Source organism: Leisingera sp. MMG026 (genome assembly GCF_021654205.1).
GTDB lineage: Bacteria > Pseudomonadota > Alphaproteobacteria > Rhodobacterales > Rhodobacteraceae > Leisingera.
In genome coordinates, this window is the sequence record NZ_JAKFZM010000001.1 from 190,237 (window position 1) to 214,950 (window position 24,714).

General features: G+C 59.5%; 23 protein-coding genes and 1 tRNA gene. 12 read left to right on the forward strand and 12 right to left on the reverse strand.

The window, feature by feature from the left end; translation table 11 throughout:
- Positions 1-596: 596 nt before the first annotated feature.
- On the reverse strand, positions 597-2,147 hold the full coding sequence (locus L1069_RS00900) for a trimethylamine methyltransferase family protein (protein WP_237454486.1): 1,551 nt from the start codon (positions 2,145-2,147) through the stop codon (positions 597-599).
- Between the two features lie 643 nt (positions 2,148-2,790).
- Here L1069_RS00900 and L1069_RS00905 point away from each other — a divergent pair.
- The 5 genes from L1069_RS00905 to L1069_RS00925 all read left to right on the forward strand — a co-directional run bounded on the left by L1069_RS00905 (position 2,791) and on the right by L1069_RS00925 (position 8,019).
- Positions 2,791-3,111, forward strand: coding sequence for a hypothetical protein (locus tag L1069_RS00905; RefSeq protein ID WP_237454487.1), 321 nt, complete (start codon positions 2,791-2,793; stop codon positions 3,109-3,111).
- Between the two features lie 243 nt (positions 3,112-3,354).
- Positions 3,355-3,936 (forward strand): outer membrane beta-barrel protein, encoded by a 582-nt coding sequence (locus L1069_RS00910; protein WP_129370880.1) that lies wholly within the window; start codon positions 3,355-3,357, stop codon positions 3,934-3,936.
- A gap of 300 nt (positions 3,937-4,236) precedes the next feature.
- Positions 4,237-5,619 (forward strand): cysteine--tRNA ligase, encoded by a 1,383-nt coding sequence (gene cysS, locus L1069_RS00915; RefSeq protein ID WP_237454488.1) that lies wholly within the window; start codon positions 4,237-4,239, stop codon positions 5,617-5,619.
- Positions 5,619-7,253 carry a citramalate synthase gene (cimA, locus tag L1069_RS00920; protein ID WP_237454489.1) on the forward strand — a complete coding sequence of 545 codons (1,635 nt, stop codon included), beginning with the start codon at positions 5,619-5,621 and terminating at the stop codon, positions 7,251-7,253. The genes cysS and cimA overlap by 1 nt, the downstream gene beginning before the upstream one ends.
- Entirely contained in the window at positions 7,243-8,019 is a 777-nt protein-coding gene (locus L1069_RS00925) for a squalene/phytoene synthase family protein (protein WP_237454490.1), read from the forward strand. The genes cimA and L1069_RS00925 overlap by 11 nt, the downstream gene beginning before the upstream one ends.
- Before the next feature lie 61 nt (positions 8,020-8,080).
- Here the strand turns inward: L1069_RS00925 and L1069_RS00930 are convergent, their stop codons facing one another.
- A complete protein-coding gene (locus L1069_RS00930) occupies positions 8,081-9,298 on the reverse strand; it encodes an MFS transporter (RefSeq protein ID WP_237454491.1) in 1,218 nt (405 codons plus the stop codon).
- A 158-nt stretch (positions 9,299-9,456) separates the two neighbouring features.
- Here L1069_RS00930 and L1069_RS00935 point away from each other — a divergent pair, with 158 nt between their 5' ends.
- Both L1069_RS00935 and L1069_RS00940 read left to right on the forward strand, forming a co-directional pair.
- Positions 9,457-10,053: a DNA-3-methyladenine glycosylase 2 family protein gene (locus tag L1069_RS00935; protein ID WP_237454492.1), complete on the forward strand. Its 597-nt coding sequence runs from the start codon at positions 9,457-9,459 to the stop codon at positions 10,051-10,053.
- Positions 10,050-10,715, forward strand: a complete 666-nt coding sequence (locus L1069_RS00940; protein WP_129370886.1) for an alpha/beta fold hydrolase — start codon at positions 10,050-10,052, stop codon at positions 10,713-10,715. Before L1069_RS00935 ends, L1069_RS00940 begins: the two co-directional genes overlap by 4 nt.
- A gap of 138 nt (positions 10,716-10,853) precedes the next feature.
- Here L1069_RS00940 and L1069_RS00945 read toward each other — a convergent pair whose 3' ends face one another.
- Positions 10,854-11,276, reverse strand: coding sequence for a VOC family protein (locus L1069_RS00945; protein ID WP_129370887.1), 423 nt, complete (start codon positions 11,274-11,276; stop codon positions 10,854-10,856).
- A 12-nt stretch (positions 11,277-11,288) separates the two neighbouring features.
- Positions 11,289-11,942: a pseudouridine synthase gene (locus L1069_RS00950; RefSeq protein WP_237454493.1), complete on the reverse strand. Its 654-nt coding sequence runs from the start codon at positions 11,940-11,942 to the stop codon at positions 11,289-11,291.
- Positions 11,943-12,170: 228 nt separating this feature from the next.
- On the opposite strand from L1069_RS00950, the gene L1069_RS00955 reads away from it, so the two are divergent.
- The gene (locus tag L1069_RS00955; protein ID WP_129370889.1) at positions 12,171-12,755 is read left to right on the forward strand and encodes an HNH endonuclease; all 585 of its coding nucleotides are present in this window, start codon (positions 12,171-12,173) and stop codon (positions 12,753-12,755) included.
- Between the two features lie 182 nt (positions 12,756-12,937).
- On the opposite strand, the gene L1069_RS00960 is transcribed toward L1069_RS00955, so the two are convergent.
- The 3 genes from L1069_RS00960 to rocF are packed head-to-tail and all read right to left on the reverse strand — an operon-like array spanning position 12,938 to position 15,833.
- Positions 12,938-13,984 (reverse strand): ornithine cyclodeaminase, encoded by a 1,047-nt coding sequence (locus L1069_RS00960; protein ID WP_237454494.1) that lies wholly within the window; start codon positions 13,982-13,984, stop codon positions 12,938-12,940.
- Positions 13,981-14,910, reverse strand: a complete 930-nt coding sequence (locus L1069_RS00965; RefSeq protein WP_237454495.1) for an arginine deiminase-related protein — start codon at positions 14,908-14,910, stop codon at positions 13,981-13,983. The genes L1069_RS00960 and L1069_RS00965 overlap by 4 nt, the downstream gene beginning before the upstream one ends.
- Positions 14,907-15,833, reverse strand: coding sequence for an arginase (rocF, locus tag L1069_RS00970; RefSeq protein WP_237454496.1), 927 nt, complete (start codon positions 15,831-15,833; stop codon positions 14,907-14,909). The genes L1069_RS00965 and rocF overlap by 4 nt, the downstream gene beginning before the upstream one ends.
- 112 nt (positions 15,834-15,945) lie before the next feature.
- Between rocF and L1069_RS00975 the strand changes: the two genes are divergently transcribed.
- Positions 15,946-16,371: an Lrp/AsnC family transcriptional regulator gene (locus L1069_RS00975; RefSeq protein ID WP_027258961.1), complete on the forward strand. Its 426-nt coding sequence runs from the start codon at positions 15,946-15,948 to the stop codon at positions 16,369-16,371.
- Between the two features lie 61 nt (positions 16,372-16,432).
- Here the strand turns inward: L1069_RS00975 and L1069_RS00980 are convergent, their stop codons facing one another.
- Positions 16,433-16,900: a disulfide bond formation protein B gene (locus tag L1069_RS00980; protein WP_134829871.1), complete on the reverse strand. Its 468-nt coding sequence runs from the start codon at positions 16,898-16,900 to the stop codon at positions 16,433-16,435.
- A 2-nt stretch (positions 16,901-16,902) separates the two neighbouring features.
- Positions 16,903-17,481, reverse strand: coding sequence for a YqaA family protein (locus L1069_RS00985; protein WP_129370894.1), 579 nt, complete (start codon positions 17,479-17,481; stop codon positions 16,903-16,905).
- A gap of 165 nt (positions 17,482-17,646) precedes the next feature.
- Here L1069_RS00985 and L1069_RS00990 point away from each other — a divergent pair.
- Positions 17,647-17,732 (forward strand) — tRNA-Leu (locus L1069_RS00990).
- Between the two features lie 113 nt (positions 17,733-17,845).
- On the opposite strand, the gene L1069_RS00995 is transcribed toward L1069_RS00990, so the two are convergent.
- Positions 17,846-18,511 (reverse strand): class II aldolase/adducin family protein, encoded by a 666-nt coding sequence (locus L1069_RS00995; RefSeq protein ID WP_237454497.1) that lies wholly within the window; start codon positions 18,509-18,511, stop codon positions 17,846-17,848.
- Positions 18,512-18,527: 16 nt separating this feature from the next.
- On the reverse strand, positions 18,528-19,634 hold the full coding sequence (mtnA, locus tag L1069_RS01000; RefSeq protein WP_237454498.1) for an S-methyl-5-thioribose-1-phosphate isomerase: 1,107 nt from the start codon (positions 19,632-19,634) through the stop codon (positions 18,528-18,530).
- A 275-nt stretch (positions 19,635-19,909) separates the two neighbouring features.
- Here mtnA and L1069_RS01005 point away from each other — a divergent pair, with 275 nt between their 5' ends.
- Together L1069_RS01005 and L1069_RS01010 are read left to right on the forward strand one after the other, a co-directional pair.
- Positions 19,910-21,058, forward strand: coding sequence for an efflux RND transporter periplasmic adaptor subunit (locus L1069_RS01005; RefSeq protein ID WP_237454499.1), 1,149 nt, complete (start codon positions 19,910-19,912; stop codon positions 21,056-21,058).
- A gap of 3 nt (positions 21,059-21,061) precedes the next feature.
- Positions 21,062-24,187: a multidrug efflux RND transporter permease subunit gene (locus tag L1069_RS01010; protein WP_237454500.1), complete on the forward strand. Its 3,126-nt coding sequence runs from the start codon at positions 21,062-21,064 to the stop codon at positions 24,185-24,187.
- Between the two features lie 342 nt (positions 24,188-24,529).
- On the opposite strand, the gene L1069_RS01015 is transcribed toward L1069_RS01010, so the two are convergent.
- Entirely contained in the window at positions 24,530-24,694 is a 165-nt protein-coding gene (locus L1069_RS01015) for a hypothetical protein (RefSeq protein WP_237454501.1), read from the reverse strand.
- Between the last annotated feature and the right edge of the window lie 20 nt (positions 24,695-24,714).

Here is a 24,714-nt window from a genome sequence, read left to right on the forward strand (position 1 = left end):
TGCAATATGGTTGCGCACCGGGCGTTCCGCAAAGGCTGGCAGGGGTGTAGTGCGAAACATGCCAGTGGCTTTGGATCCGAAAGTGTTAACTGAGTAGGCGGGCTTAGGGCCAGAACTTTAAAGAATTTCGGCAATAGTTCACCTGCTAGTTAATTTTAATAAATCCTGTCGGCATTCTATGGGGTTTCTCAGGTGATCATATGCCCCTGCCTTGCAGTAGCGCAATCGAACGCTAATGAGATTGAAGCCCCATTCACCTTGCAGTTTCGCAAAACAAACCCGCAAAACGCTAGGTCAAATGCAGGTACCTTTGCAGTTATTCAAAGTCATTTTGCTCAAATACAGGCGTGTTTTTGCAGATTGAACGCCGTGTTTTGGCGAGGAGTCCTGAAAATTTTCACGTGTTAATAAAAGGTTATCATCCTTTTCGGTGTGACGGAAGTGCTTTGTGAAAATTTTCTTAACTTACAGGCTGAGATAGCTGAGGGGGCAGGGAAACGCCCAGATTTCCCGAACCCGCCGTCCTGCTTTTGTGCCGGTCACAAAAAAACGGGCCGGAAAAATCCGGCCCGTGTCAGCGCATCTGGAAGATCCGGTTAAGCCGGAAGGTAGATGTTGAACGTCTCGCGGATTGCCATGTCGGTTGCGGCATCAAACCGTGCGGATGCGCGCTGGGACAGGATCTTCTCCTTCTTGGCAATAGCCTTTTGGATCAGGTCAGGCTTTTCAAGCTCCACCCATTCCTTGGGAGATGTCCGGTCGCCCAGATCCGGATAAACATAGTCGACCTGCATCCGGCTGAGGGTTTGATCGGTGCCCAGATAATGGCCAGGCCCGCCCATGCAAGTGGCGCGCATCTGGTCCAGAGCGAGGGTTTCATCGTTCACCTCAATGCCGCGGACGCATCTCTGCGCCTGGCCGAGAAGGTCGTTGTCCAAGATCAGCGATTCAAGGCAAAACCCCAGCAGTGACGCGTGCATTCCGGCAGCTTCATAGGCCATGTTGAGGCCGGAAAGCCCCGCCATAACCGCAGAGCACATCTGCTCCCAGCCGGCCTGCATATCCGGCAGTTTGGAATCCGATGCGCCAGCCGCGGCGCCGCCTGGCAGATTGTAAAATTTATGCATCTGAGCACAGCCTGCAGTCAGCAACGCCTGTTCGCCGGAGCCCACGGACATCGCGCCGGTACGCAGATCAAGACCAAAGGGCCAAGTGCCGAAAATAGCGGGTGCGCCTGGACTTACAGCGTTAACATAAACCAGGCCGGCGAGACATTCCGCTACCGCCTGAGTGATGGCGCCGGCGATGGACGATGGGGCGGTTGCACCGGCCATGCCCGCCGACAGCAGCAGCACCGGCATGCCGCCTTTGATGCATTCCTCCATCACTTCACAGGATTCGGTCGCAAACTTCATGGGAGGCACAACAAAGCAGTTTGAGTTCGACACAAAAGGCCGCTCGCGCCATTTGTCTTCGCCGCCCGCAATCATATGCAGCAGCTCCAGTCCCGGCTTCACGAAATCCGGTTCGCTAAAAGAGACGCCGACATGTTTGGTTGTGCCTGCGGTGGTCGCGTAGATGGAGTTCAGGTCCATCTCAAGATTGTCGGGGATGTCGCGGCATACCATCGGACGCTGGACAAAGTGGATATTGTCCAGCTGATCACAGATGCGCGCAGCGTCGTGCAGATCCTGCACAGTTGAATCGCGGTATTCCTTGCCGTGGACGTCTACCACGCTGACCGCGGCGCCAGCAGTGCCATAGTGAACCCGGCCGCCAGACAACTGCAAGTCAGACTTGCCATCCCGGCTGAACAGGGTGACGGAGCGGTTTGCCTTGGCGATGGTGTCTTCGACCAGCGCGCGCGGGAACCGGATGCGGCCGTCATCACCCAGCACGCAGCCGGCGGCAGTCAGGTAGTCGATGCCGCTTTGCGGCGCGTCGGCAAGACCGATTTCTTCCAGCGCGGTCAGGGCGGCCTCATGGATTTTTTCCATGTCAGCCTGGCTGAGCAACTTCAGCGCAGTGGATTCCATGCCGGGGCGGACCGGGCGCAGGTGTTCCGGCAATGCAGCAGCGCGGGCTGCACGGCGCGCATTGCGCCCTCCGCTACGGGCAGCGCGGGACGGGGAGGCTTGATCGTTCATTCTGTGAGCCTTTCAGAAGAAGTGAGTTGAAGTGTTAAATCGTCAACTCACTGCGGTCGGCCCCTTGCCGCACGGCCCCGTGCCGCACCAATGGTGCGGCAGATAAGGCTGACATGGCAGCGTTCACCTTGCATGCGGACTCCTGTTCAGTTCCCTGCAAATTGGCACGCTTTTGCGTCGTTTCTAGCACAATAGCGACCTTGGTGAAAAAAACGACATGGTTTTCATTTGGACGGAGGGTGCCAAGAGACCGAGAAGCCGCATGCTTTTTCCGAAAATTTCATCATTTTTAATGCAGTAACTTCGATTTTTAACGCTTCACGGAGTGGTTCAATGTTGGCAAAGTGAGTTCGGGAACCAAATATTAAGCATTAATGGCTATACTGGATATCCTGGGGATGAAGCGCTGATCCAGCGCATTTCAAAAAGGCACAGCCACATGCCGATGGTTAAAAAGGCCAGACACAGGTGCTCTCTAGCCGCGGTATTTGCGGCGGCGGCTCTGATTTCTCAGACATCTGCCGCGGAAGAATGGCGGCCGTTGCCCTCCGGTTTCACAGGTCAGCCGGCTGCTGCAACTGGCAGCAGGCTAACAAGTGAAGCACGCTCCTTCCAATTTGCATATGGCCGCCATTTGGGGGGAATGATCCTGGCCGGCACTGTCACGATGGAGCAGTCAGGCCTGCTGACACAAGCGGTGCAAGCGGAAGAGACCCGCCAGCTGCGGTTGCACGCCGGTTATGACTTTGGTCCCGCAACAGGGTTCGTCACCCTGGGCCGGGTGCAGGCGGAAACGTCCAGCGGATCGCGGCAAGGACCGCTGTTTGGCCTGGGTATGCGGGTTTCGCTGAACCGCGCGCTGCAGGTGACCGGAGAATTGCTTCACCACGAGGCCGGACCAAGGGACGGCACTGCCAGCCCGCGCGGGGAGACCTTGTCGGTGAGTGCCGCTTTCCGGTTTTGACCCGGTCTATTAAACATTAGACAGCGTTGCCGCCACTAGGACCGGAGAGGCCGGTTTTCAATGGCGTGGCAATTTCCTGCCTGCGGATTCCGGCGGAAAGACGCACGTGTCCGGGAATTTTCGGCCGGTCACTGCCAGTTCAGCAGGCGTGATCAACGCGGCTCTGGAAGTTCCTGTGCAGAACCCTTTTGTAGCTGACACCGGCGCACAGCTTGCGCCGGGACTGCAAAAGGAGAAGTCTGAATGACTCGTTTCGTAGCTATGACAGCCATCGCCGCCGTAATGGGCAGTGCGGCCTTTGCCGGCAATGTAAGTGATCCGGTGATTGAACCCGCTCCAGCTCCGGCTCCTGTTCCGGTGGCCAACGATGGCGGCGACTGGACCGGTTTCTACCTGGGTGGCCAGGTCGGTCAGCTGGATGCAGACGCCAGCAACGGCGCCTCTGGAGACGATACCGCTTATGGTATCCACGGCGGCTACAACCATGATTTCGGCCGTTTCGTATTGGGCGGCGAACTGGAATATGATGCAACCGACCTGGATCTGGGCGGCGGTGCGACTGTTGACTCGGTTGCCCGTGCCAAGGTGAAGGCCGGCTATGACTTTGGCAATGTGCTGGCATATGTGACCGGTGGCGTGGCCGAAGCTGACAGCTCTCTGGGCAGCGAAACCGGTGAGTTCTACGGTGTCGGCATTGCCTATCAGGTGACCGATCAGTGGCAAATCGGCGGCGAAGTGCTGGAGCATGAGTTCGACCAGTTCGGCAACTCGGGCGTGGGGGCGGATGCCACATCGGTATCGCTGCGCGCGTCCTTCAAGTTCTAAACCTGACAAAATTACGGGCGCGGCACTCCTGTTCCGCCGCGCCCTTGGCCGCCCGGTCCGGGCCCAAGACGGACCGGGCGGCCGTTGCTGTTTGAGGCAAAAGGCTTGGCGGGCGGAATGTCCCGTGCTAAGCAACCTGCATGAACCAGAATTGCACCATCATTAACTGCTGCATTACCTGCTGACATATCAGCGGGCCGGTTTCTGTCGTTTTCATTTCTCTGACAAGTTGCTAAGCCCGCGCTGCGCGCAACGGGTGATGCCGGCCGTTTCTGGCTGGGCATGGGAGAGGAACCGGGCATGGGTACCATGGACATAGAGATCAAGCTGCAGAATACGAAGACCCGCAAGAAGGAGGTCTTTGAGCCGATCAACGCCAGCAATGTGCGGATGTATGTCTGCGGTCCCACGGTCTATGACCGGGCGCACCTGGGCAATGCGCGTCCAGTGGTGGTATTTGATGTGCTATTTCGTCTGCTGCGCGAGGTTTATGGAACGGCGGAAGTGACTTACGCCCGGAACTTCACCGACGTGGATGACAAGATCAATGCACGCGCCACCGAAAGCGGACGCCAGATCGGCGATATCACCGCCGAGACCACCCAGTGGTTCCTGGATGACATGGGTGAACTTGGCGCGCTACAGCCTGACCACATGCCGCGCGCAACCGAATACATCCCGCAGATGGTGGCGATGATCGGGAATCTGATCGCCAAGGGCCACGCCTACGCGGCTGAAGGACATGTGCTGTTTGCTGTCGACAGCTGGAAAGAGTCGTACGGCAAACTGTCGGGCCGGTCGGTGGACGACATGATTGCCGGCGCGCGGGTGGAAGTGGCGCCCTACAAAAAGAACCCGATGGATTTTGTGCTGTGGAAACCTTCCACTGATGACTTGCCAGGCTGGGACAGCCCCTGGGGCCGCGGACGGCCTGGCTGGCACATTGAATGCTCGGCGATGTCATATGAGCTTCTGGGCGGGACCTTTGACATTCACGGCGGCGGCAATGATCTGATGTTCCCGCACCACGAGAATGAAATTGCGCAAAGCTGCTGCGCCAATGGCGACGATAGCTTTGCACGGTACTGGCTGCACAACGAGATGCTGCAGGTCGAGGGTAAGAAGATGTCCAAGAGCCTGGGCAACTTCTTCACCGTGCGTGACCTGCTGGATCAGGGCTATCCGGGCGAGGTGATCCGGCTTGTGTTTTTGCAGACCCATTACCGAAAACCGATGGATTGGACTGACAAAAAGGCAAAAGAGGCCGAGGCGACGCTGCGCAAGTGGCGGGCGCTGACCGCGGGCATCGAACCCGCGTCCAGCGCTGCTGCCGCGGTTCTGGCGGCTTTGGCGGATGACCTGAATACCGCTGGTGTCATTGCGGAGCTGCACAAGCTGGCGGCAGCTGGTGACGCAGCCGGTCTGCTGGCATCTGCCAATTTGCTGGGGCTGCTGACTGAGGAGATGGGTGCGTGGGCTGCCGGACCATCCGTGGATCTCTCCGGTTATGAAGAGAGCCTATTCAAAGCGCGCCAGAACGCCATGGAAACGAAGGATTTTTCCGAAGTTGATCGTCTGAAGGCGGCCTTGATAGAAGCGGGTCTGGAAGTGCGGATGAGCAAGGCGGGTGTCGAACTGGTGCCGGGGCCCGGATTTGACCCTGCGAAACTGGAGGCGCTTTGATGGCAAAAGAACGCCTCTACCTCTACGACACCACCTTGCGGGACGGGCAGCAGACCCAGGGGGTGCAATTCTCAACCGCAGAAAAAATTCAAATATCCCATGCGCTTGACGGACTTGGTGTTGACTACATCGAAGGCGGCTGGCCGGGGGCGAACCCGACCGACAGTGCGTTTTTCAACGAGGCGCCTGATACACGCGCCACGATGACTGCGTTTGGAATGACCAAGCGGACAGGACGGTCAGCGGAAAACGACGATGTTCTGGCGGCGGTGATGAATGCCGGAACGCCAGCGGTGTGTCTGGTGGGCAAGAGCCATGACTACCATGTGACCCAGGCGCTGGGGATCACCCTGGACGAGAACTTGGAAAACATCCGTGCCTCGATCGCCCATATCGTAGCACAGGGGCGCGAGGCGTTGTTTGATGCCGAACACTTCTTTGATGGATATAAGGATAACCCCGGTTTTGCGCTAAATGCTTGCCGGGCAGCACTGGAGGCCGGGGCGCGCTGGGTGGTGCTGTGCGACACCAATGGCGGGGCCCTGCCATCCGAAGTGAAACGGATTGTCTCAGAAGTTGTTGCCGCCGGAATTCCAGGTGAAAAACTGGGCATACATACCCATAATGACACGGAAAATGCCGTCGCTTGCTCGCTTGCGGCTGTGGAATCAGGAGCACGGCAGGTGCAAGGCACACTGAACGGCTTGGGCGAGCGCTGCGGCAACGCCAATCTGACTGCGCTGATCCCGACACTGCTGTTGAAGGAACCCTATGCCAGCCGGTTTGAGACAGGCGTCACCCATGAAGCTCTGGAAAGCCTGACCCGGATCAGCCGGATGCTGGACGATATCCTGAACCGGGTTCCGGTGCGGCAGGCGGCTTATGTGGGGGCCTCGGCCTTTGCCCATAAGGCGGGTCTGCACGCCAGCGCGATCCTCAAGGATCCTTCTACCTATGAACACATAGAGCCGGGCAAGGTTGGAAACGCACGGGTTATACCGATGTCGAACCAGGCCGGTCAGTCGAACCTGCGCAAGCGTTTGACTGATGCGGGTCTGAGTGTGGACAAAGGCAATCCGGCACTGGCGCTGATTTTGGAACGGATCAAGACGCGTGAGGCAGAGGGGTATTCCTATGACACCGCGCAGGCGTCGTTTGAGTTGCTGGCGCGCAAGGAGCTGGGGCAGCTGCCGGAATTCTTTGAAGTCAAACGCTATAAGGTCACCGTTGAGCGGCGCAAGAACAAATACAACCGGATGGTCAGCCTGTCAGAGGCGGTTGTGGTGGTGAAAGTAGATGGCGAAAAGCGGCTGTCTGTCAGTGAATCCCTTGATGATACCGGCAGCGATCGTGGTCCGGTCAACGCGCTGGCGCGGGCGCTGAGCAAGGACCTGGGGCGCTATTCTGCACAGCTGGAAGATATGCGGCTGGTCGATTTCAAGGTGCGGATCACCCAGGGCGGCACCGAGGCTGTAACGCGGGTTATCATCGACAGCGAAGACAGCCAGGGCCATCGCTGGTCGACAGTTGGCGTCAGCCCGAACATCATCGATGCGTCGTTTGAGGCGCTGCTGGACGCGATCCGCTGGAAGCTGATCCATGACGGCGGGGCCGGGCAGGCGGATGACGTTTGATGCTGATCTGACGGCCTGCGCCGAGCTGGTCCAGCAAAGCGACCCGGACCGGTTTTTGGCTACGATGGCTGCGCCGGTTCAGGCGCGGCCGTTGCTGTTTGCGCTCTATGCTTTCAATATCGAACTGGCGCGGGCACCCTGGGCCAGCCAGGAGAGTATGATTGCCGAAATGCGGGTGCAATGGTGGCGCGATGCAGGCGCCGAGATTGCCGAGGGGGGTTCTGTCCGCCGCCACTATGCGGCCACGCCATTGGGGCGGCTGCTGAAGCCGGAACTGGCTGCCTGCATCGACGGCATGGCGGAGGCGCGGCGTTGGGATATATACAAGGATCCCTTTGCTGATGAAGCTGAATTTGATAGCTACATTGATCGCACCAGCGGTTCGCTGATGTGGATGGCGGCAGCGTCACTAGGTCAGGCGGATGAAGCCGTTGTACGGGGTTTTGCCTATGGCGCGGGCATTGCGAATTGGTTGCGCGCCATTCCGGAACTGGAAGCGCAGAAGCGGATTCCGCTGCTGGATGGGACCTTAGAAGGCGTGCAGGCTTTGGCGCGCAAAGGGTTGCAGCAGCTGACTAAAGCCCGCGTGGATCGAAGCGCGGTTTCGAAACAGGCAGGCAGGGCGTTGCTGGCGGGATGGCAGGCCGAGGCCATTCTGAAACAGGCGGAGAAACAGCCAGAGCGGGTGGCGCAGGGTGCATTGGGGCAAAGCGAATTCCGGCGAAGAACAGGCCTGATGCGGCGGGCTGTCCTTGGCCGCTGGTAGATAGAAATCAAAGAGAAAGGCGCCTGATCGGGCGCCTTTCTTGTTATTGCAGGAGGATATGTCAGGCCTCTTTGGGGCGCATCACCAGCCACATCAGCGCGCCGCCTGCCAGCACCAGGAAGGGCGCCATCGCCATGTTCACGGCGCTCCAGCCGTCGGCGGGGTTGCCGCCCGAGCAGTTCATCAGCCCGCCCGAAGCCAGCGACGCCATGGTGACCCCGCCAAAGACCAGAAGGTCATTCAGCCCCTGCATCCGGCCGCGCTCATGGCTTTCATGTGCGCCGGCCAGCATGGTTGTGGCGCCGATAAAACCGAAGTTCCAGCCCACGCCCAAAAGCACCAGCGCAATGAAGAAGTTCTCGATTTCAACGCCTTGCAGGGCAACAGCACCGGCACCGGCAAGGATAACCAGGCCTGCGGCCACAATCTTTTCCACACCGAAGCGGGCGATCAGGTGGCCGGTAAAGAAGGACGGCACATACATCGCCAGAACGTGAGAGGTGACCACGTCGGCAGCGTTGCCTTCGGTAAAACCGCAGCCGACCACCGCCAGCGGTGTGGAGGTCATCACCAGGTTCATCAAGGCGTAGGAGACCATGGCGCAGATCACGGCAACCGCAATCACCGGGGTCTTCAGCAATTCCAGACGGCTGCGGCCCTTGGGGCTGTCCTCGCTAGGTGCGGGCGGCTTTGGAATGTCCAGAAACAAGAACAGTGCAGCCCCGAAGACGTTGACTGCGATCACCGCCAGATAGGTACCGAGAAAAGGAATAACAAAGGCTTGGCTGGTAAACTTGACAATCTGAGGTCCGATGATAGCAGCAGCAAGGCCGCCGGCCATAACATAGGAAATCGCCTTGGGGCGGAACGCTTCGGACGCCGTATCGGCGGCAGCAAATCGGTAGAAACCGTGCGCGCTCATATAAACGCCGGTCAGCAAGCTGCCGAGCAGGAAGATGGGAAAGGAGCCAAGGTACAACCCGTAAGCGCCGACCAGCCCGCCAACAGATCCAAAGGCCGCGCCGGTAAAGAACCCGGCCCGCCGGCCCCAGCGCTGCATAATGGCCGAGATGGGCGTGGCGGCCAGCATCGAGCCGCCGACAATCAGCGAAATCGGCAGCGTTGCAAAACAGGGGTTCGAGGCCAGCGATTGGCCGGCCAGGCCGCCAACAATGAAAATCATCGGCATTTGGGCGCCGAGGATCGCCTGGGCCAGCACCAGGATGGCGACGTTTTTCTTGGCGACTGTGTCGCTGGGGGTGGTCATGCTTATGGTCATGTGGGATGCGTAGCTGTGAATATGTGCAGGAGCAAGCCAGCGGGTCAGGCCCTGCGATCACGGTTTCTTTCAACCGCCGCCAATCAGGGGGTAACGTGGCGTCAGATGGACAGACATTCCTGCCGGGAGCGGGACGGATTATCCAATGCGACGCCTGCGTGAGTGAGGGCGCCGAATGGCTGGCCGCGCAGGACAGCCGGTTTGCCGATGCTTTGAAATTGACCGGACCATTGCCGCTGCGCCGCAAGCCGGACGGGTTTGCCGAGCTGTTGAGCGCAATTGTCAGCCAGCAGGTGAGTGTGGCCTCCGCCAAGGCGATCTGGGCCCGGATGAAGGCCGCCAGGCTCACCGGGCCGCGTAAGATACTGTGGGCCACGGATGAGGATCTGCGCGCAGCAGGCCTCAGCCGCCAGAAGATCCGCTATGCCCGTGCACTGGCTGAGGCACGCATTGATTTCAAAGCCTTGCGGGACGTTCCGGATGCGGAAGTGATTACACGTCTGGTCGAGGTCCCGGGGATCGGTGTTTGGACGGCTGAGATTTATGCAATGTTTTCGCTGGGCCGGGCCGATGTCTTTGCCCCTGGCGATTTGGCCCTTCAGGAGGCGGCACGGGTGCTGTTTGATCTGCCGGCCCGCCCCAAGGACCGGGAACTGCGGCAAATGGCCGAAGACTGGTCGCCCTGGCGATCGGTTGCGGCGCGCATTCTCTGGGCCTATTACCGGGTGGCGAAGGACAGGGAAGGGATCCGATGACTCGTGTACTGAATGCCGGCCGCAAAGAGCCGCTCTCCGGCGATATCCGCTCGATTGTGGTGTTCCTGCATGGTTATGGCGCCAATGGCGCCGACCTGCTGGGGCTTGCGGACCCTTTGGCTGAACATTTGCCGGATACGCTGTTTGTCGCGCCTGACGCGCCTGAAGCCTGTGCCGGCGCTCCGATGGGCTATCAGTGGTTTCCGATTCCCTGGATCGACGGCTCTTCGGAAGAGGAAAGCATGCGCGGCATGCAGGCGGCCGAAGAAGATCTGAATGCCTTCCTGAATGCGCTGATGGTGGACGAGGACGTGCTGCCGGAACAGGTGGTGCTGTTCGGGTTCAGCCAGGGCACAATGATGAGCCTGCAGATTGCTCCACGGCGCGAAGACGCGGTGGCCGGCATTGTAGCCTTTTCCGGCCGTCTGCTGGCGCCTGAACTGCTCAAGGACGAAGCCGTGTCCAAGATGCCGATCCTTCTGGTGCACGGAGATCAAGACGACGTGGTGCCGGTGCAATCCTTGCCGGAAGCGGCGGAAGCATTGCAGGAGGCCGGTTTTCAGGATGTCTTTGCCCATATTCAAAAGGGCACGGGCCATGGCATCGCACCGGATGGCTTGAGCGTAGCCTTGGCCTTTATGCGCGATAAGCTGGGGTTGTAACGCCGGATCAAAGACTTCCCGCCCTGGTGCTGCTCCATCAAAGATGAGGCGCACCGGGTCCGGACCCGGCGGGCCCGCAAAATTCTTGGCAAGAATTTTGGCCGGAAAATTCAAATTTTCCGGCGCGCTGCAGCCGATTCAATAAGCCCAAAGCTGCGGTTCGGCGATTTCAATCGAGTTTCCTGCCGGGTCGCGGAAGTAGAGGGAGTGCGCTCCGCTGGGCCAGTCGAACTCAGCCTCAATTTCAATCCCTGATGCCACCAAACGACCGCGCATCAAAAGCAGGTCTGCCCGCGGCTGGGCAAAACATATGTGCCCCGGGCCGCTGCTGCCATGCGGCGGCACTGGTAAACGCGGATTGCCGGGCGGCTTTATGGTTTCCTGAGCATTGAAAATCAGCAATACCGAAGTTCCGCAGCGAAAGAAGACGTGCCTGTCACCGACCCGTTGAATCCGCTCAAGTCCCAGGATCCGGCCGTAGAATTCTTCCGCCGCGTCCAGATCATCGGCATATAGCGCAGTTTCCAGAATGGCTTTGGGGGCAGGGGCTTGCGGTGGCATGCTGACAGGATATCAGCGCCGCCGCGGCCTGTCACTTGCCGGGTTCCGGTTCGCAGATGCCTTGGGCCTGCGGGGCGGTTTTTGCGAAGGTTTGGGCGGCCCTGGCACCTTTGGGGCTTCAAGATCGTCCCACGCTCCCTGAGCCAGCCCCTCGAGCGTCCAAGCGCCGATGCTATAGCGGATCAGGCGCAGCGTCGGGTATCCGGCCGCGGCTGTCATCCGCCTTACCTGCCGGTTGCGGCCCTCGCGGATTGTCAGTTCCAGCCAGCTGTCGGCGACGGTCTTGCGCATCCGGACAGGCGGCGTGCGGGCCCAAAGGCCCGGCGGCTCATCCATTAGCCGGGCTTTGGCTGGCAGAGTCTTTCCGTCTTTTAATTCAATGCCTTCTGCAAGTAACTTGAGCGCCTCAGCGTCAGGTTTGCCCTCGACCTGGACCCAATAGGTCTTGGTCATTTTATGTTTCGGGTCGGTGATCCAGGACTGCAGCCGGCCGTTGTCTGTCAGCAGCATCAGCCCTTCGCTGTCGCGGTCAAGACGGCCTGCAGCATAAACACCTGGGCAGTCAATGAACTCGCTCAGCGTGGCACGGGGGCTGCCCTGACTGCCGCGATCAGTGAACTGGGGCAGCACATCATAAGGTTTGTTGAAGCGGATCAGGCGGGTCATGGCATGGCAATAGGCGGGCCAATCAGGCAGAGCAAGAGAGAACACAAAACAGGCTTGTGGATAACTTTCACCGCATTGTCACGGAATCAGCTTAGATAGATCCCGAGATATTGTGGATCATCAGGGCTTGTCAGGCGCTAACCACGAGATATAGTCAAATGAAAGCTGGGGCGGTTTCCCCGCTCTGGTTCCGGATAACGGAAGATCAGTGCGAGGAAGACGTTCACAATGGATGGCGATTTCAGAGCAGAGTTTGTCAGATCTCCAGGGGCGCTGAAACAGCACCCGGCGCTGGTGCTGAATGCAGACTACCGGCCATTATCCTATTATCCGTTGTCCTTGTGGTCCTGGCAGGACGCGGTCAAGGCGGCCTGGCTCGACCGCGTGGCGATTGTGGCTGAGTATGACGAGGTGGTGCACAGTCCCAGCACCGAGATACGAATACCCTCTGTGGTGGTTCTGAAAGATTATGTGAAACCTCAAAAGCGCGTGGCCTTCACGCGCTTTAATTTATTTTTGAGGGATGAATTCCACTGCCAGTACTGTGGCAGCAAGGGCGACCTGACCTTTGACCATGTGGTGCCGCGTGCGGCCGGCGGGGTGACCAGCTGGGAAAACGTGGTGGCGGCCTGCAGCCCCTGCAACCTGAAGAAGGGTTCGAAATCGCTGCATCGGGCTGGCATGTCCTTGCGCAAACCGCCGCGCCGTCCAGGCGCAGAGGAACTGCGCAATACCGGACGCAAATTCCCGCCGAACCATCTTCACGATAGCTGGATGGATTTCCTTTACTGGGATACTGAATTGGACGCCTGAAGAAAACCTATTAACCTATTGAAAGTTAAGGTGTCCGGCCTTTCCGCCTTTGTCCCAGCCTACGTTAGGCGCCGTTGCTCAGATCCCCTTGAGCGTCGCCTGCAGGGCCAAAAGTGCGGTGAACAGGCGAAAAGGCCGGAGGTGCCGGCGGCCTCAGTTGAGCGGGCCGCCTTTGCATTGGGTCAGCGTTTGGCGCGTTGGAGCATACCAAACAAATCGCGCGGGTCGTCCGGATCTGCGAGCATGTCCAGGTCGATGAAATAGTCCGTGCCTTTGATGCGGTCGCGAATGTAACGCAGAGCCGAAAAATCCTCGATCGCGAAGCCAACGCTGTCGAACAAGGTGATCTGGCGGTCGCCGGTGCGGCCCTGTTTCTGGCCTGAAATCACCTCCCACAGCTCGGTCACAGCAAAGTCTTCCGGCATTTGCTGAATTTCGCCTTCGATCCGGGTTTGCGGCGGGTATTCGACAAAGACGTCAGAGCGGCTGAGGATACCGGCTGCCAATTCCGTCTTGCCCGGACAGTCGCCGCCTATCGCGTTGATATGCACGCCGCTGCCGACCATGTTGTCGGTCAGGATGGTGGCGTTTTGCTTGTCCGCGGTGCAGGTGGTAAGGATCTGGGCCCCTTCAATTGCCTCTTCCGGCGTTTTGCAGGATACAACCTCAACCCCCAGACCTTCCAAATTCCGGGCGCATTTTGCGGTTGCCGCGGTGTCTTTGTCATAAAGACGCACGGATTTCAGGCCGATTATCGCTTTCATCGCCAGGGTCTGGAACTCCGACTGGGCGCCGTTACCGATCATCGCCATCGTGGTTGACCCTTTTGGTGCCAGATACTTGGCAGCCATTGCTGAGGTCGCCGCGGTGCGCAAGGCGGTCAGCATGGTCATCTCGGTCAGCAGCACCGGATAGCCGGTGTAGACGTCTGCCAGCAGCCCAAAGGCGGTGACAGTCTGCAGGCCTTCGGAGGTATTCTTGGGGTGGCCGTTCACATATTTGAACCCATAGGCCTCGCCGTCCGAAGTTGGCATCAGCTCAATCACGCCGACATCCGAATGGCTGGCAACACGCGGAGTTTTGTCGAACAGCTCCCAGCGTTTGAAATCGTCTTCGACATAACCTGCCAGATCGCGCAGAATCTGCTCGACGCCGATGTGATGAACGAGGCGCATCATGTTGTCGACGCTGACAAAAGGCACCAATGCTTTTTCCGAAGGCTGTGTCATGCGGAAGTCCTTTCACGGGGGCTGAGGTGGATGCCTGCCAGCATGCAGCGCACCGACCCGCCTGCGGTTTCGATGGTCGGAATGGTCAGGGGGAGCGGCTCTGCGCTCCTTTCGATTTCTGCGATCTGGTCCGGACGCAATGCGTCCAGCGCCTTGGCTGAAAGTGCAAGAATGCGTTTCTTGCCAGTAAGTTCCAGCGCGTTTCCGGCGAAATTGGCAATCTGCTCCTGAGTGAGATCAATCACTCGGCGGCCGGTTTCCTCCAGCCGCGCGGCAACTTCGGAACGGCGCGCTGGATCAACGATCATATCGAGGCAAATCAACGCGTATTCGGTGCCGATCCCCATCAAAACATTGGTGTGATAAACGTCGCGGCCTGCTTTATCTTTGGCCTCGAACACCATGGGTTCAAAGTTGAAATGGGTGCAAAACCGTTCCAGAAGGATCGGGTCGGCGCGATTGGATTTCACCGTGTAGGCAATGCGGCCGATGTGATCGAGCACCATGGCTCCGGTGCCTTCCAACGACAGCCCGTCCTGTTCCAGACCGGAGTAATCGATCACATCCTGAACCCGGTAGTCCCGCTTCAGCAGTTCGATCACGTCCCAGCGCCGTTCCTTGCGCCGGTTTTCAGCGAACATCGGGTAGACTGCGATATGCCCGCCGGCATGGGTGGAAAACCAGTTGTTCGGAAAAACACTGTCCGGGGTTCCGGTAGTGGTGTCATCAAACACGTGCACGGACACACCTGCGCCGCGCAGAGTTTCCACGGCGCCGTCGAACTCTGCCAGTGCCTGGGCAGATGCCGTTTCAGCCGAAGTGTTTGCCAGCGTTTGGAAGGCGTTGTCGCCCTGTGTTTCCGGGTTTGAACGGAAATGATGCGGCCGTATCATGACCACTGCAGAGGGGGCTTGCAGGCTGGTCACTGATAGCTCCGTGTCGGGCGGTCAAACACGCGCCGGCCCAGAGCCGAAGCGCAGAGATCCACCATCAAATGCGCTGTGCGGCCGCGTTCGTCCAGGAAGGGGTTCAGCTCAACCAGGTCCAGCGAGGTCATCAGCCCAGAGTCATGCAGGATTTCGCAGACCAGATGCGCCTCGCGCACGGTTGCGCCGCCGGGAACGGTGGTGCCGACGGCAGGCGCTACGGATGGGTCCAGAAAATCCACGTCCAGCGAGACATGCAGCATGCCATTGGCCTGGGCGACGTGCTCCAGGAACCGGTTCAACGGGCCTGCAATGCCGTTTTCATCAATGTGGCGCATGTCATGGGTGCGGATGGAGCTGCCTTCCAGGGCAAGCCGTTCCTGGGTGTCGACAGACCGCAGGCCGATCATGCAGACATTCTCCTGCGGTACAGGGTTGGCGACATCAGGAAAACCCTCGAACCCACTGCGTCCAGTGAAATAACCAACAGGTGTTCCATGCAGGTTGCCGCTGTCCGATGTTTCCGGTGTGTGGAAATCTGTATGCGCGTCCAGCCACAGAACAAACAGCGGCCGGCCGGCCTTGGCAGCAAAATTCGCAGCCCCTGCGACAGAGCCGAGCGAGAGAGAATGATCCCCGCCAAGGAATATGGGAACACCGCACTCAAGGGCGTCTTCAGCCGCCTGGGCAAGGCGCGCAGTCCAGCCGATGGTTTCATTCCGGGCAAAGACCAGCCCGTCATTGCCATCCGGTGCATGGGATTCCGGGCTTAGGTTTCCCAAGTCCTCAACCGTATGTCCAAGGTTCTCCAGTGCGGGGGCAAGCCCGGCAGTCCGGTAGGCGTCAGGGCCCATCAGGCAGCCGGCCCGGCGTTTTCCACTGTCCACCGGCGCGCCAATAAGGATGCAATGTTGCGAAGTCACCGTTTTGGCCTCTCAAGAAATTTGCTTTCTTACTAGAAACCTCCGGAATGTGATGGATTCCAGCATGCATTTTGCCCATAAAGGGCAGTGATTGGCCGATTTGGGGTGAGTAATGGACAAAACGGATGAGCGGCTGGTGTCAGCATTGCGGCATAACGCACGGGCGTCGCTGTCGGACCTGGCGCTCGAACTGAACCTGTCACGCACCACAGTGCGGGCACGGATCGAGCGGTTGCAGGCACGGGGGGACATTCTGGGGTTTACCGTGGTGCTGAAGGAGGACGTGCTGCGGGATCCGGTCCGCGGGCTGATGCTGATCGGAATCGAAGGCCGCGGCACCAGCCGGATCACCCGGCAGCTGCAGGGGCTGCCGGAGGTGCGGGCCATTCACACCACCAACGGGCGCTGGGATTTGATTGTGGAGCTTGGCACCGAGACCCTGGAAACGCTGGACACGGCTTTGGCCAAGATCCGCACCTTTGAAGGGATTGTAAGCAGCGAGACAAATCTGCTGCTAGCCACCAAAAAGGACAGCTGATGTCTGCGGAGGCTGCAGGATAATCAATGGGTTATCTGCCGCACCTCGACTTTCCATAAGGTTAACCCTGCTTGCGGGCATGGTTGGCGGCTGCGACCCAAAGCAGTGCCAGACCAAAAGATGCAATGGCGTTCCAGCTGGCCATGGACAGTGACAGCATTTCCCAAGGCACCTCGTCGCAACGCACCAGCGGAGCGGCCATGATCTGGTCCAGCAGCTGATCCGGAGACAGGCCTCCAACCGGGCCGGACGTGCAGGTGGACGGACCTTCCCACCAGCCTCGTTCAACCCCGGTGTGAAAGGCGCCTATGCCTGCTGTGGTCAGGGCCGCCAGCGCACCCAGATAAGGCAGCAGCGCGCCCGGAATGATCAGCGCCAAAACGCCGATCCCAGCGGCGGCGGCATGCGGATAGCGCTGCCAATAGCACAGTTTACAGGGCGGCATTTCGCCAATGTATTGGAACCCCAGCGCACCCAACAGCAGCGCAGCAGAGCCGCCGGCCGCAAGGATAATCAAAAAACGATGCATTATCAGATAAACCTTACCAGCAGGAAGCCGCCAAACAGGACAAGGATGAAGGCCGTGAAAACCAGACCCAAGCGGCGCTCAATAAAGTCGCGGACTGGGGTTCCGAACTTCCAGAGAAGTCCGGCGACGATGAAAAAACGCAATGCGCGTGCGAGGATAGAGGTGGCAATGAAGGTGCCGATGGGCATGCCGGTCCAGCCCGACATAATGGTTATCACTTTATAGGGGAACGGTGTGACGCCGGCGCCCAGCACAGCCCAGAACCCGAAATCGTTAAACCGGGTGTTGAATTCCGCCATGGCATCGCCTTTGCCCATCGCCTCCAGCACCGGCTGGCCGATGCCCTCGTAAAAGAACGCACCAATCGCATAGCCAAGCACACCGCCTGCAACCGAGGCCGCCAGGGCCACTAGCGCAACCAGCCAGGCGCGCGACGGGCGGGCCAGGATCATCGGAATCATCAGCACATCCGGCGGAATCGGGAACACGGAGCTTTCGACAAAGGCAACAATGGCCAAACACCAAAGCGCCTTGGGATGATCGGCCAGGGCCATCGTCCGGTTGTACAGCGGTTTCAGCATTCTGGGCTCTGCATCCTCAACGGGTTTTGCAAGATGAGGTGGCATGCGGGCCGCATTCCGTCAACCTTTGCTGCCGGGTGAATTCGCCACGCGCCGATTTTTTGGCTGCAAAGTGCCTTTTTGCCTCTGGACCTTGGCGTCTGGCTTGGCTAGGAACAGGACGTTGCCCAAGTGGCGGAATGGTAGACGCAGGGGATTCAAAATCCCCCGCTGGTGACAGCGTGCCGGTTCGAGTCCGGCCTTGGGTACCAATGAAAACAAAGGCCTGCAGCGCATTCTTGCTGCAGGCCTTTGTTCTTTTTTGTCCACGTCCACCGGCGGATTCCGCAGTCACGTATTGGTCTTGCTTTGCACTGATGCAACGTCAGCGGCTGTCTTTCAGGCCGTAGTCCGCAAAGGCGGCGGTGACTTCCTGCATATCGGTTTCAGTCAGGATGTGTGGCCTGCCAATTGTGAGACTAGTCGCATAACCTTTTGCCAACGCCTCCAATTCCCCCATGCGCCAGAGTGCGCGCGGCAGGCTTTCGCCGGTGGCGACAGCACCATGATTTGCCATCAGGCAAGCACTGCGGTTTTGCAATGACCGGGTAATATTGTCCGACAGCTGCCGGCTGCCGAACAGCGCATAATCTGCCACCGGCACATCATTGCCGCCAAAGGCCGCGACCATGTAGTGGCAGGCCGGGATAGCCTGGCGGTTCATTGCCAAGGCACTGCAATAGACGGGATGCGCGTGAACCACCGCGTTGATAGCGGGCTTGGCCTGCAGAATGGCCAGGTGAAAAGGCCATTCAGTAGAAGGCTTCAACTGGCCGTCCGGTAACTGGCTGCCGTCCAGTGGCATCTTCACCAGATCCTTGGGCGTCATCTTTTCATAGGGCACACCGGAGGGCGTGATCAGCATCATATCGCCCGCGCGCACCGAGATATTGCCGGAAGTGCCTTGATTGATGCCCATGGCATTCATCTCCAGGCAGGCGTCGATCACTGTCTGCCGCAGTCCGGGGCTGTCCTGATACGGAGGCTTCACGCAAAATCCTCCAGTCTCAAGCGGATCTGGCGGCGGCCATTTCGGGAAACAGCCCGGCAAGGCCGTCTTCGGAGGCTTCGCAGATCCCGCGTTCGGTGATCAGACCAGTGACCAGCCGGTTCGGGGTCACGTCAAAGGCCGGATTGCCGCCAGGCGTGCCATCCGGGGTGACCTGAACCACGCCAATGGCGCCATCCTCGGTCTTGCCTTGAACATGGGTGATTTCACGTTCGCTGCGGTCTTCGATCGGAATTTCGGCAACGCCGTCCGAAACGGTCCAGTCGATGGTCGGCGAGGGCAGGGCGACGTAGAAAGGCACTCCGTTGTCCTTGGCCGCCAGCGCTTTCAGATAGGTGCCGACCTTGTTGCAGACATCGCCGCGGCGGGTGGTGCGGTCTGTGCCGGTGATCACCAGATCCACCTGGCCGTGCTGCATCAGATGGCCGCCGGCATTGTCGGTGATGTAGCTGTGGCTGATGCCGTGGCTGCCCAGCTCCCAAGAGGTCAGGGCACCCTGGTTGCGCGGGCGCGTTTCGTCCACCCAGACATGTATCGGGATGCCCGCGTCATGCGCCTGGTACATCGGGCTGGTGGCGGTGCCCCAATCGACGGTGGCGATCCAGCCGGCGTTGCAATGGGTCAGCAGGCGGACCGGCTCGCCCGCAGGCTTGTTCGCCGCGATTTGCTTGATCAGCTCCAACCCGTGCGCGCCTATGCTGCGGTTGATCCCGACATCTTCGTCCGCGATCTCATGTGCCAGAGCCAGCGCGGCGGCGGCGCGCTCCCCTGCTGCCAGCGGCCGCAGGTGGTTGCGGCAGCGGTCCAGCGCCCAGCGCAGGTTGATGGCGGTGGGGCGGGTCGCGTTGAGAAAGCTCCAGGCCTGATCCATCGCCGCATCCGACGGATCCAGCCGCATCGCCAGAGCCATGCCATAAGCTGCCGTCGCACCGATCAGCGGTGCGCCGCGCACCCGCATCTCAACAATTGCATCGGCAAACTCCTGCAGCGTGTTCACCTGCTGGACACGGAAGTCATGCGGCAGCCAGCGCTGGTCAATGATCTGCAGCGCATCGTGATTGTGGTCCCACCAAAGGGAGCGGTAATGGGTGCCATTCACTTTCATCGGAGTTTCCCCTTTTTCGTAGCGGCGCAGCTGCCGGCGCCGGATCGGCCGGCAAGTTGTTTCCGGTTTCCCTGAATTGCGCCTTGCGCGCAAGGTTTCGTTGGAAAGGCCCGCTGGATAATCGCGGAGTTTCGGAGTGAATTTGTCCGGTCAGCACGCGTGCTCCTTGCAGACAGCAGCTCGCGCAGTGTTCAATAGGGTTAAGTTTTACAACGAAGCGGTGCACCGGAAAACCGGCCGCCCTGATTATTTCTGTCAAATTGAAAGGCTCAAGAATGAAGTATTTCTGGAACGGGGGCCTGACCGGCCGGACCGGGCTTGCCGTTATTGCAGCGGTTGGCCTTGTAAGTGCAGATGCGGCGTTTGCGCAGCAGGGTGCTGCACCAAAGGTTTCGGTGTCGCAGGCAGCGGTTAAACCGATCAAAGATACCTCAACTTTCATCGGCCGGGGTGAAGCGATCGACAAGGCCAACATCATGGCCCGGGTCAACGGCTACTTGGAGGAGGTGCTGGTCAAAGACGGTGCCGAGGTTGAAAAGGGCGACGTGCTGTTCCGCATCGAACGCAGCGCTTATGAGGCGGTGCTGGAAAGCCGCCGCGCCGAACTGGCCCAGGCTGAGGCCAATTTAGAGCTCGCCTCGTTGGATCTGGCCCGCAAACAGGAGCTGTTCGAACGCGGTTCGGTGCCTGAGGCCGACCGGGATACCTCCCGCGCCAATGAGCTGGTGGCCGAAGCCCAGGTGCGCGCTGCCGCAGCTGCGATCCGGCAGGCCGAATTGGATCTGAGCTATACCGAAATCCACGCGCCGTTCTCGGGCCGGGTCGGCCGGGTCGAGGTCAGCATCGGCGATGTGGTCAACCCCAGTGGCGCGGCTTTGGTCAATATCGTGCGCGAAGCACCGGTTTATGTTTCCTTTTCTTTGAACGAAAAGCAGTTCGTCGAGATTTTGCAGGAGCTTCAGGCCGAAGGTATAGAACGGGCCGATGCCGATTCCGCACCGGAAGTGTTTGTCGTTCTGCCCAATGGCGCCGAGCTGGAGGAAAAAGGCCGGATCGCCTTTGCCGGCAACCGGGTTGATCCAGCCACCGGCGCAGTCACCGTGCGGGCGCAGTTTCAAAATGATCACCGGCTGATCCTGGACGGCGCCTTTCTGACCGTCGGCCTGCAGTCTCAGGAGGCAGTCGACCGCATCATTATCAGCCAGGCTGCAATCCAGCGCGATCAGCAGGGGCCGTTTGTTCTGGTAGTGGACGATCAGAACCAAGTGGCCCAGCGCTATATCGTCACTGGCGATGTGCAGGGCACCGGGATCATCGTGCTGGACGGGCTGACAAATGGGGAAACCGTTGTTGTCGAAGGCCTGCAGAAAATCCGCCCGGGCGTGGAAGTGGACCCGGTGCTGGCCGGGCAGGCAGGAGAATAACCGATGTTTTCCTCTATCTTCATCGAGCGGCCGAAATTCGCAATCGTCATCTCGCTGGTTCTGACGGTCATGGGGGTGATCGGCTACTTCGCGCTGCCCGTGGCGCAGTTCCCGGAAATCACTCCGCCGGTGGTGAATGTCACCGCCAGCTACCCCGGCGCCAATGCTGAAACCGTGGAAAAAAGCGTCGCCGCGCCGATCGAGGCGCAGGTCAACGGGGTGGACGGGATGCTCTATATGTCCTCCACTTCGGCTGACGACGGCAGCTATTCTCTTTCAGTGACCTTTGAAGTTGGCACTGATGCCGATATCGCGTCCGTCAACGTGCAGAACCGGGTGGCGCAGGCAACCGCAGCGCTGCCGTCCGAGGTCACGGCAAACGGTGTGGTGACGCAGAAAAGTTCCTCCAACATGCTGCTGGTTGCGGCTCTGACATCGCCTGACAGCTCGTATGACAATGTGTTTCTGTCAAACTATGCCGCCATCAACATCAAGGATGCCCTGGCCCGCGTCGAAGGCGTAGGTAAGGCGGAAATCCTGACCAACTTTGAGTACGCCATGCGGGTCTGGCTGGATCCGAACAAGATGGCCGGCCTCGGGATTTCACCCGGTGACGTGATCAACGCGGTGCGCGAACAGAACATCGAAGTCTCCGCCGGGCAGGTGGGCGCGCCGCCGGTTCCGGGTGATCAGGTGTTCCAGTATACCATCAAGTCCAAGGGCCGCCTGACCGAGGTTGCTGAGTTTGAGGACATCGTCATCCGCACCGGCGACAACGGCGGCACTGTCCGGCTCAGGGACATTTCCAAGGTTGAACTTGGGGCCTCCAACTACAGTTCCTCAGGCTATTTCGACGGCGTGCCGGCGACGATCCTGGCTGTCTACCAGTCTCCCGGCGCCAATGCGCTGGCAGTATCCGAGGCTGTGCTGGCAGAGATGGACCGGCTGTCGGAGGATTTCCCGGACGACGTTGCCTATTCGGTGCCGTTCAACACCACAGATTTTGTCGAACAGTCGCTGAATGACGTGATTTCCACCCTGATGATGACCTTTGCACTGGTGATCACGGTGGTGTTCATCTTCCTCGGCTCTTTCCGGGCAACAATTATCCCCGCGGTGGCCATTCCGGTGTCCCTTATCGGGACATTTGCCTTCCTGCTGGTGCTTGGCATGTCGCTCAACACCATATCGCTGTTCGCACTGGTGCTGGCGATCGGCATTGTGGTGGATGACGCCATCGTGGTGGTGGAGAATGTCGAACGGATCATTGCCGAGGAGGGGCTGCCCCCGGCCGAGGCCACGCGCAAGGCAATGGGGCAGATCACCGGTCCGGTGATTGCCACAACCCTGGTGCTGCTGGCGGTGTTTGTGCCGGTTACCTTCATGCCTGGGATCACCGGTAAGCTGTACTCGCAGTTTGCGGTGACAATTTCGGTTGCGGTTGTGATCTCTTCGGTCAACGCGCTGACCCTGTCGCCGGCGCTTTGTTCTATTGTGCTCAAGGCGCGCTCCGGCCCGCCAAAAGGCTTGCTGGCACTGTTCGAGAACATGATCGGCGGCGTCCGCAGCGGATATCTGAGCATCGTCACCCGCCTGCTGCGCCTGCCGGTGATCGGGCTGGCCATCATCGCGGCGGTTGCCTTTGGCACCGGCACAATTTTCAACTCTACATCCAAAGGCTTCCTGCCGGCCGAAGATAACGGCTATCTGTTTGTGGACGTCCAGCTGCCTGACGCGGCGGCGCTGGGTCGGACAGAGACGGTGACCGGCCGGATTGACGAGCAGATCCGGCAGATCCCCGGTGTCCAGGGCACGGTTCTGGTCAATGGTTTCAGCCTGCTGAACGGGGCCGGGGCCAATGGTGCGATGATCATCGCCTCCCTTCACCCCTGGGATGAACGGCAAACCGAGGCGCTGCATCCCAACGCCATCCTTGGCCAGATCTACGGCATTGCTAACGGAGAAGCCGCAGCCAGCATCGTCGCCTTCAACCCGCCGCCGATCTCGGGCCTGGGCATGTCCGCAGGTGTGGAAATGGCCATCCAGCAGACCGCAGGCGGCACCCCGCAGGATCTGGCACAATCGGTCGGCTCGCTGGTCTATTCTGCCAACCAGCGTCCGGAGATCGCCCAGTCCTATACAACCTTCCGGGCCAACGTGCCGCAGGTGTTTGTCGATCTGGACCGCGAGAAAGCCAAGACGCTGAATGTGCCGATTTCCGAGGTGTTCCAGACCATGCAGGCGCATCTGGGGTCCTACTATGTCAACGACTTCAACCTGTTCGGGCGTGTCTACAAGGTGATGCTGCAAGCGGAAGGCACCTACCGCGACAAGATTGAGGATATCGGCGGCCTGTATGTTCGGACGCAGTCAGGTGAGATGGTGCCGCTGTCGACCCTGATTGATGTGGAAAACGTGCTGGGGCCGGTGCTGCTGAAACGGCACAATATCTTCCGCTCGGCCACTGTCACAGCTGTGCCGGCGGCGGGTCTGTCCACCGGCGATGCGATCCGGGTGATGCAGGAGGAAGCCGCGACGGCGCTGCCGCCGGGTTATGCCTTTGAGTGGACGGGCACGGCGCAGCAGCAGCTGGACTCGGCAGGTCTGGTCACCGTGATCCTGGCGATGGCTGTATTGTTCGGTTATCTGTTCCTGGTCGCGCAATACGAAAGCTGGACGATGCCGGTGGCAATTCTGCTGTCGGTGATCGTGGCCCTGTTCGGAGCGGTTGCGGCAGTGGCAATCGCCGGCAATGACATCAACCTCTACACGCAGATCGGGATGATCATGCTGATCGGCCTGGCGTCGAAAAACGCCATTCTGATTGTCGAGTTCGCGATGGAGCAGCGCGCCGCCGGGCTCACCATCCGCGACGCGGCGCAGGAGGCGGCCAAACAGCGTTTCCGCGCCGTGATGATGACAGCGCTGTCCTTCCTGCTGGGGGTGGTGCCATTGCTGGTTGCTTCGGGTGCCGGCGCAGCCAGCCAGCGGGCCATCGGTATTGCCGTCTTTGGCGGCATGCTGGCGGCAACCGTGGTTGGCGTCATCGTGGTACCGGTGCTGTATGCGATGATGCAGGGGATGCGGGAACGCATCAAAGGCACACCGGCAGCCCGACCGGCAGAGTAGAACAGCCCGCCCCGCCAGTGCATCTGGCGGGGTTTTCTCTTCCATCAGAACCGCAGGTCCGGCAGGGCAGGCCGCAATCAGCCGGGCATCAGGCGCGGCGCGCCCGCAATCCGCGGTCATGGGCCGCTGACAGGATCAGGTCCCATTTCCGTGGCGTACAGCGGAATTCCGGCTCCACATCACAGGTCAAAGGCGCATTTGCCTCGCTGGGTATCTTTCTGGCTTCAGCAGAAACGCAGCGTTCCAAAGCCCAGAAATCCGTCAAAGACGGGTTGTCAGTAATCACTTGGCTCAGCAGCATTGCCGCAAGCTCCCCGTTAATGCTGTCCGCTTTGTTATTTTTTAGTACCGCGGATCAATTTTTATGTGGTGCGTATTAGCGTCATCCGGATGATTTGTCACCAGAATGTTTTTCAAACCGTCGCAAAGCTGCAAAAATCCGCCTGGAATAGCTGCCAAGGTTACGCGGCGCAGCAGCCTGGCTGCCAGCAAGAAGAATCGCTGCACCGGTCATTTTCCTTGCAAGA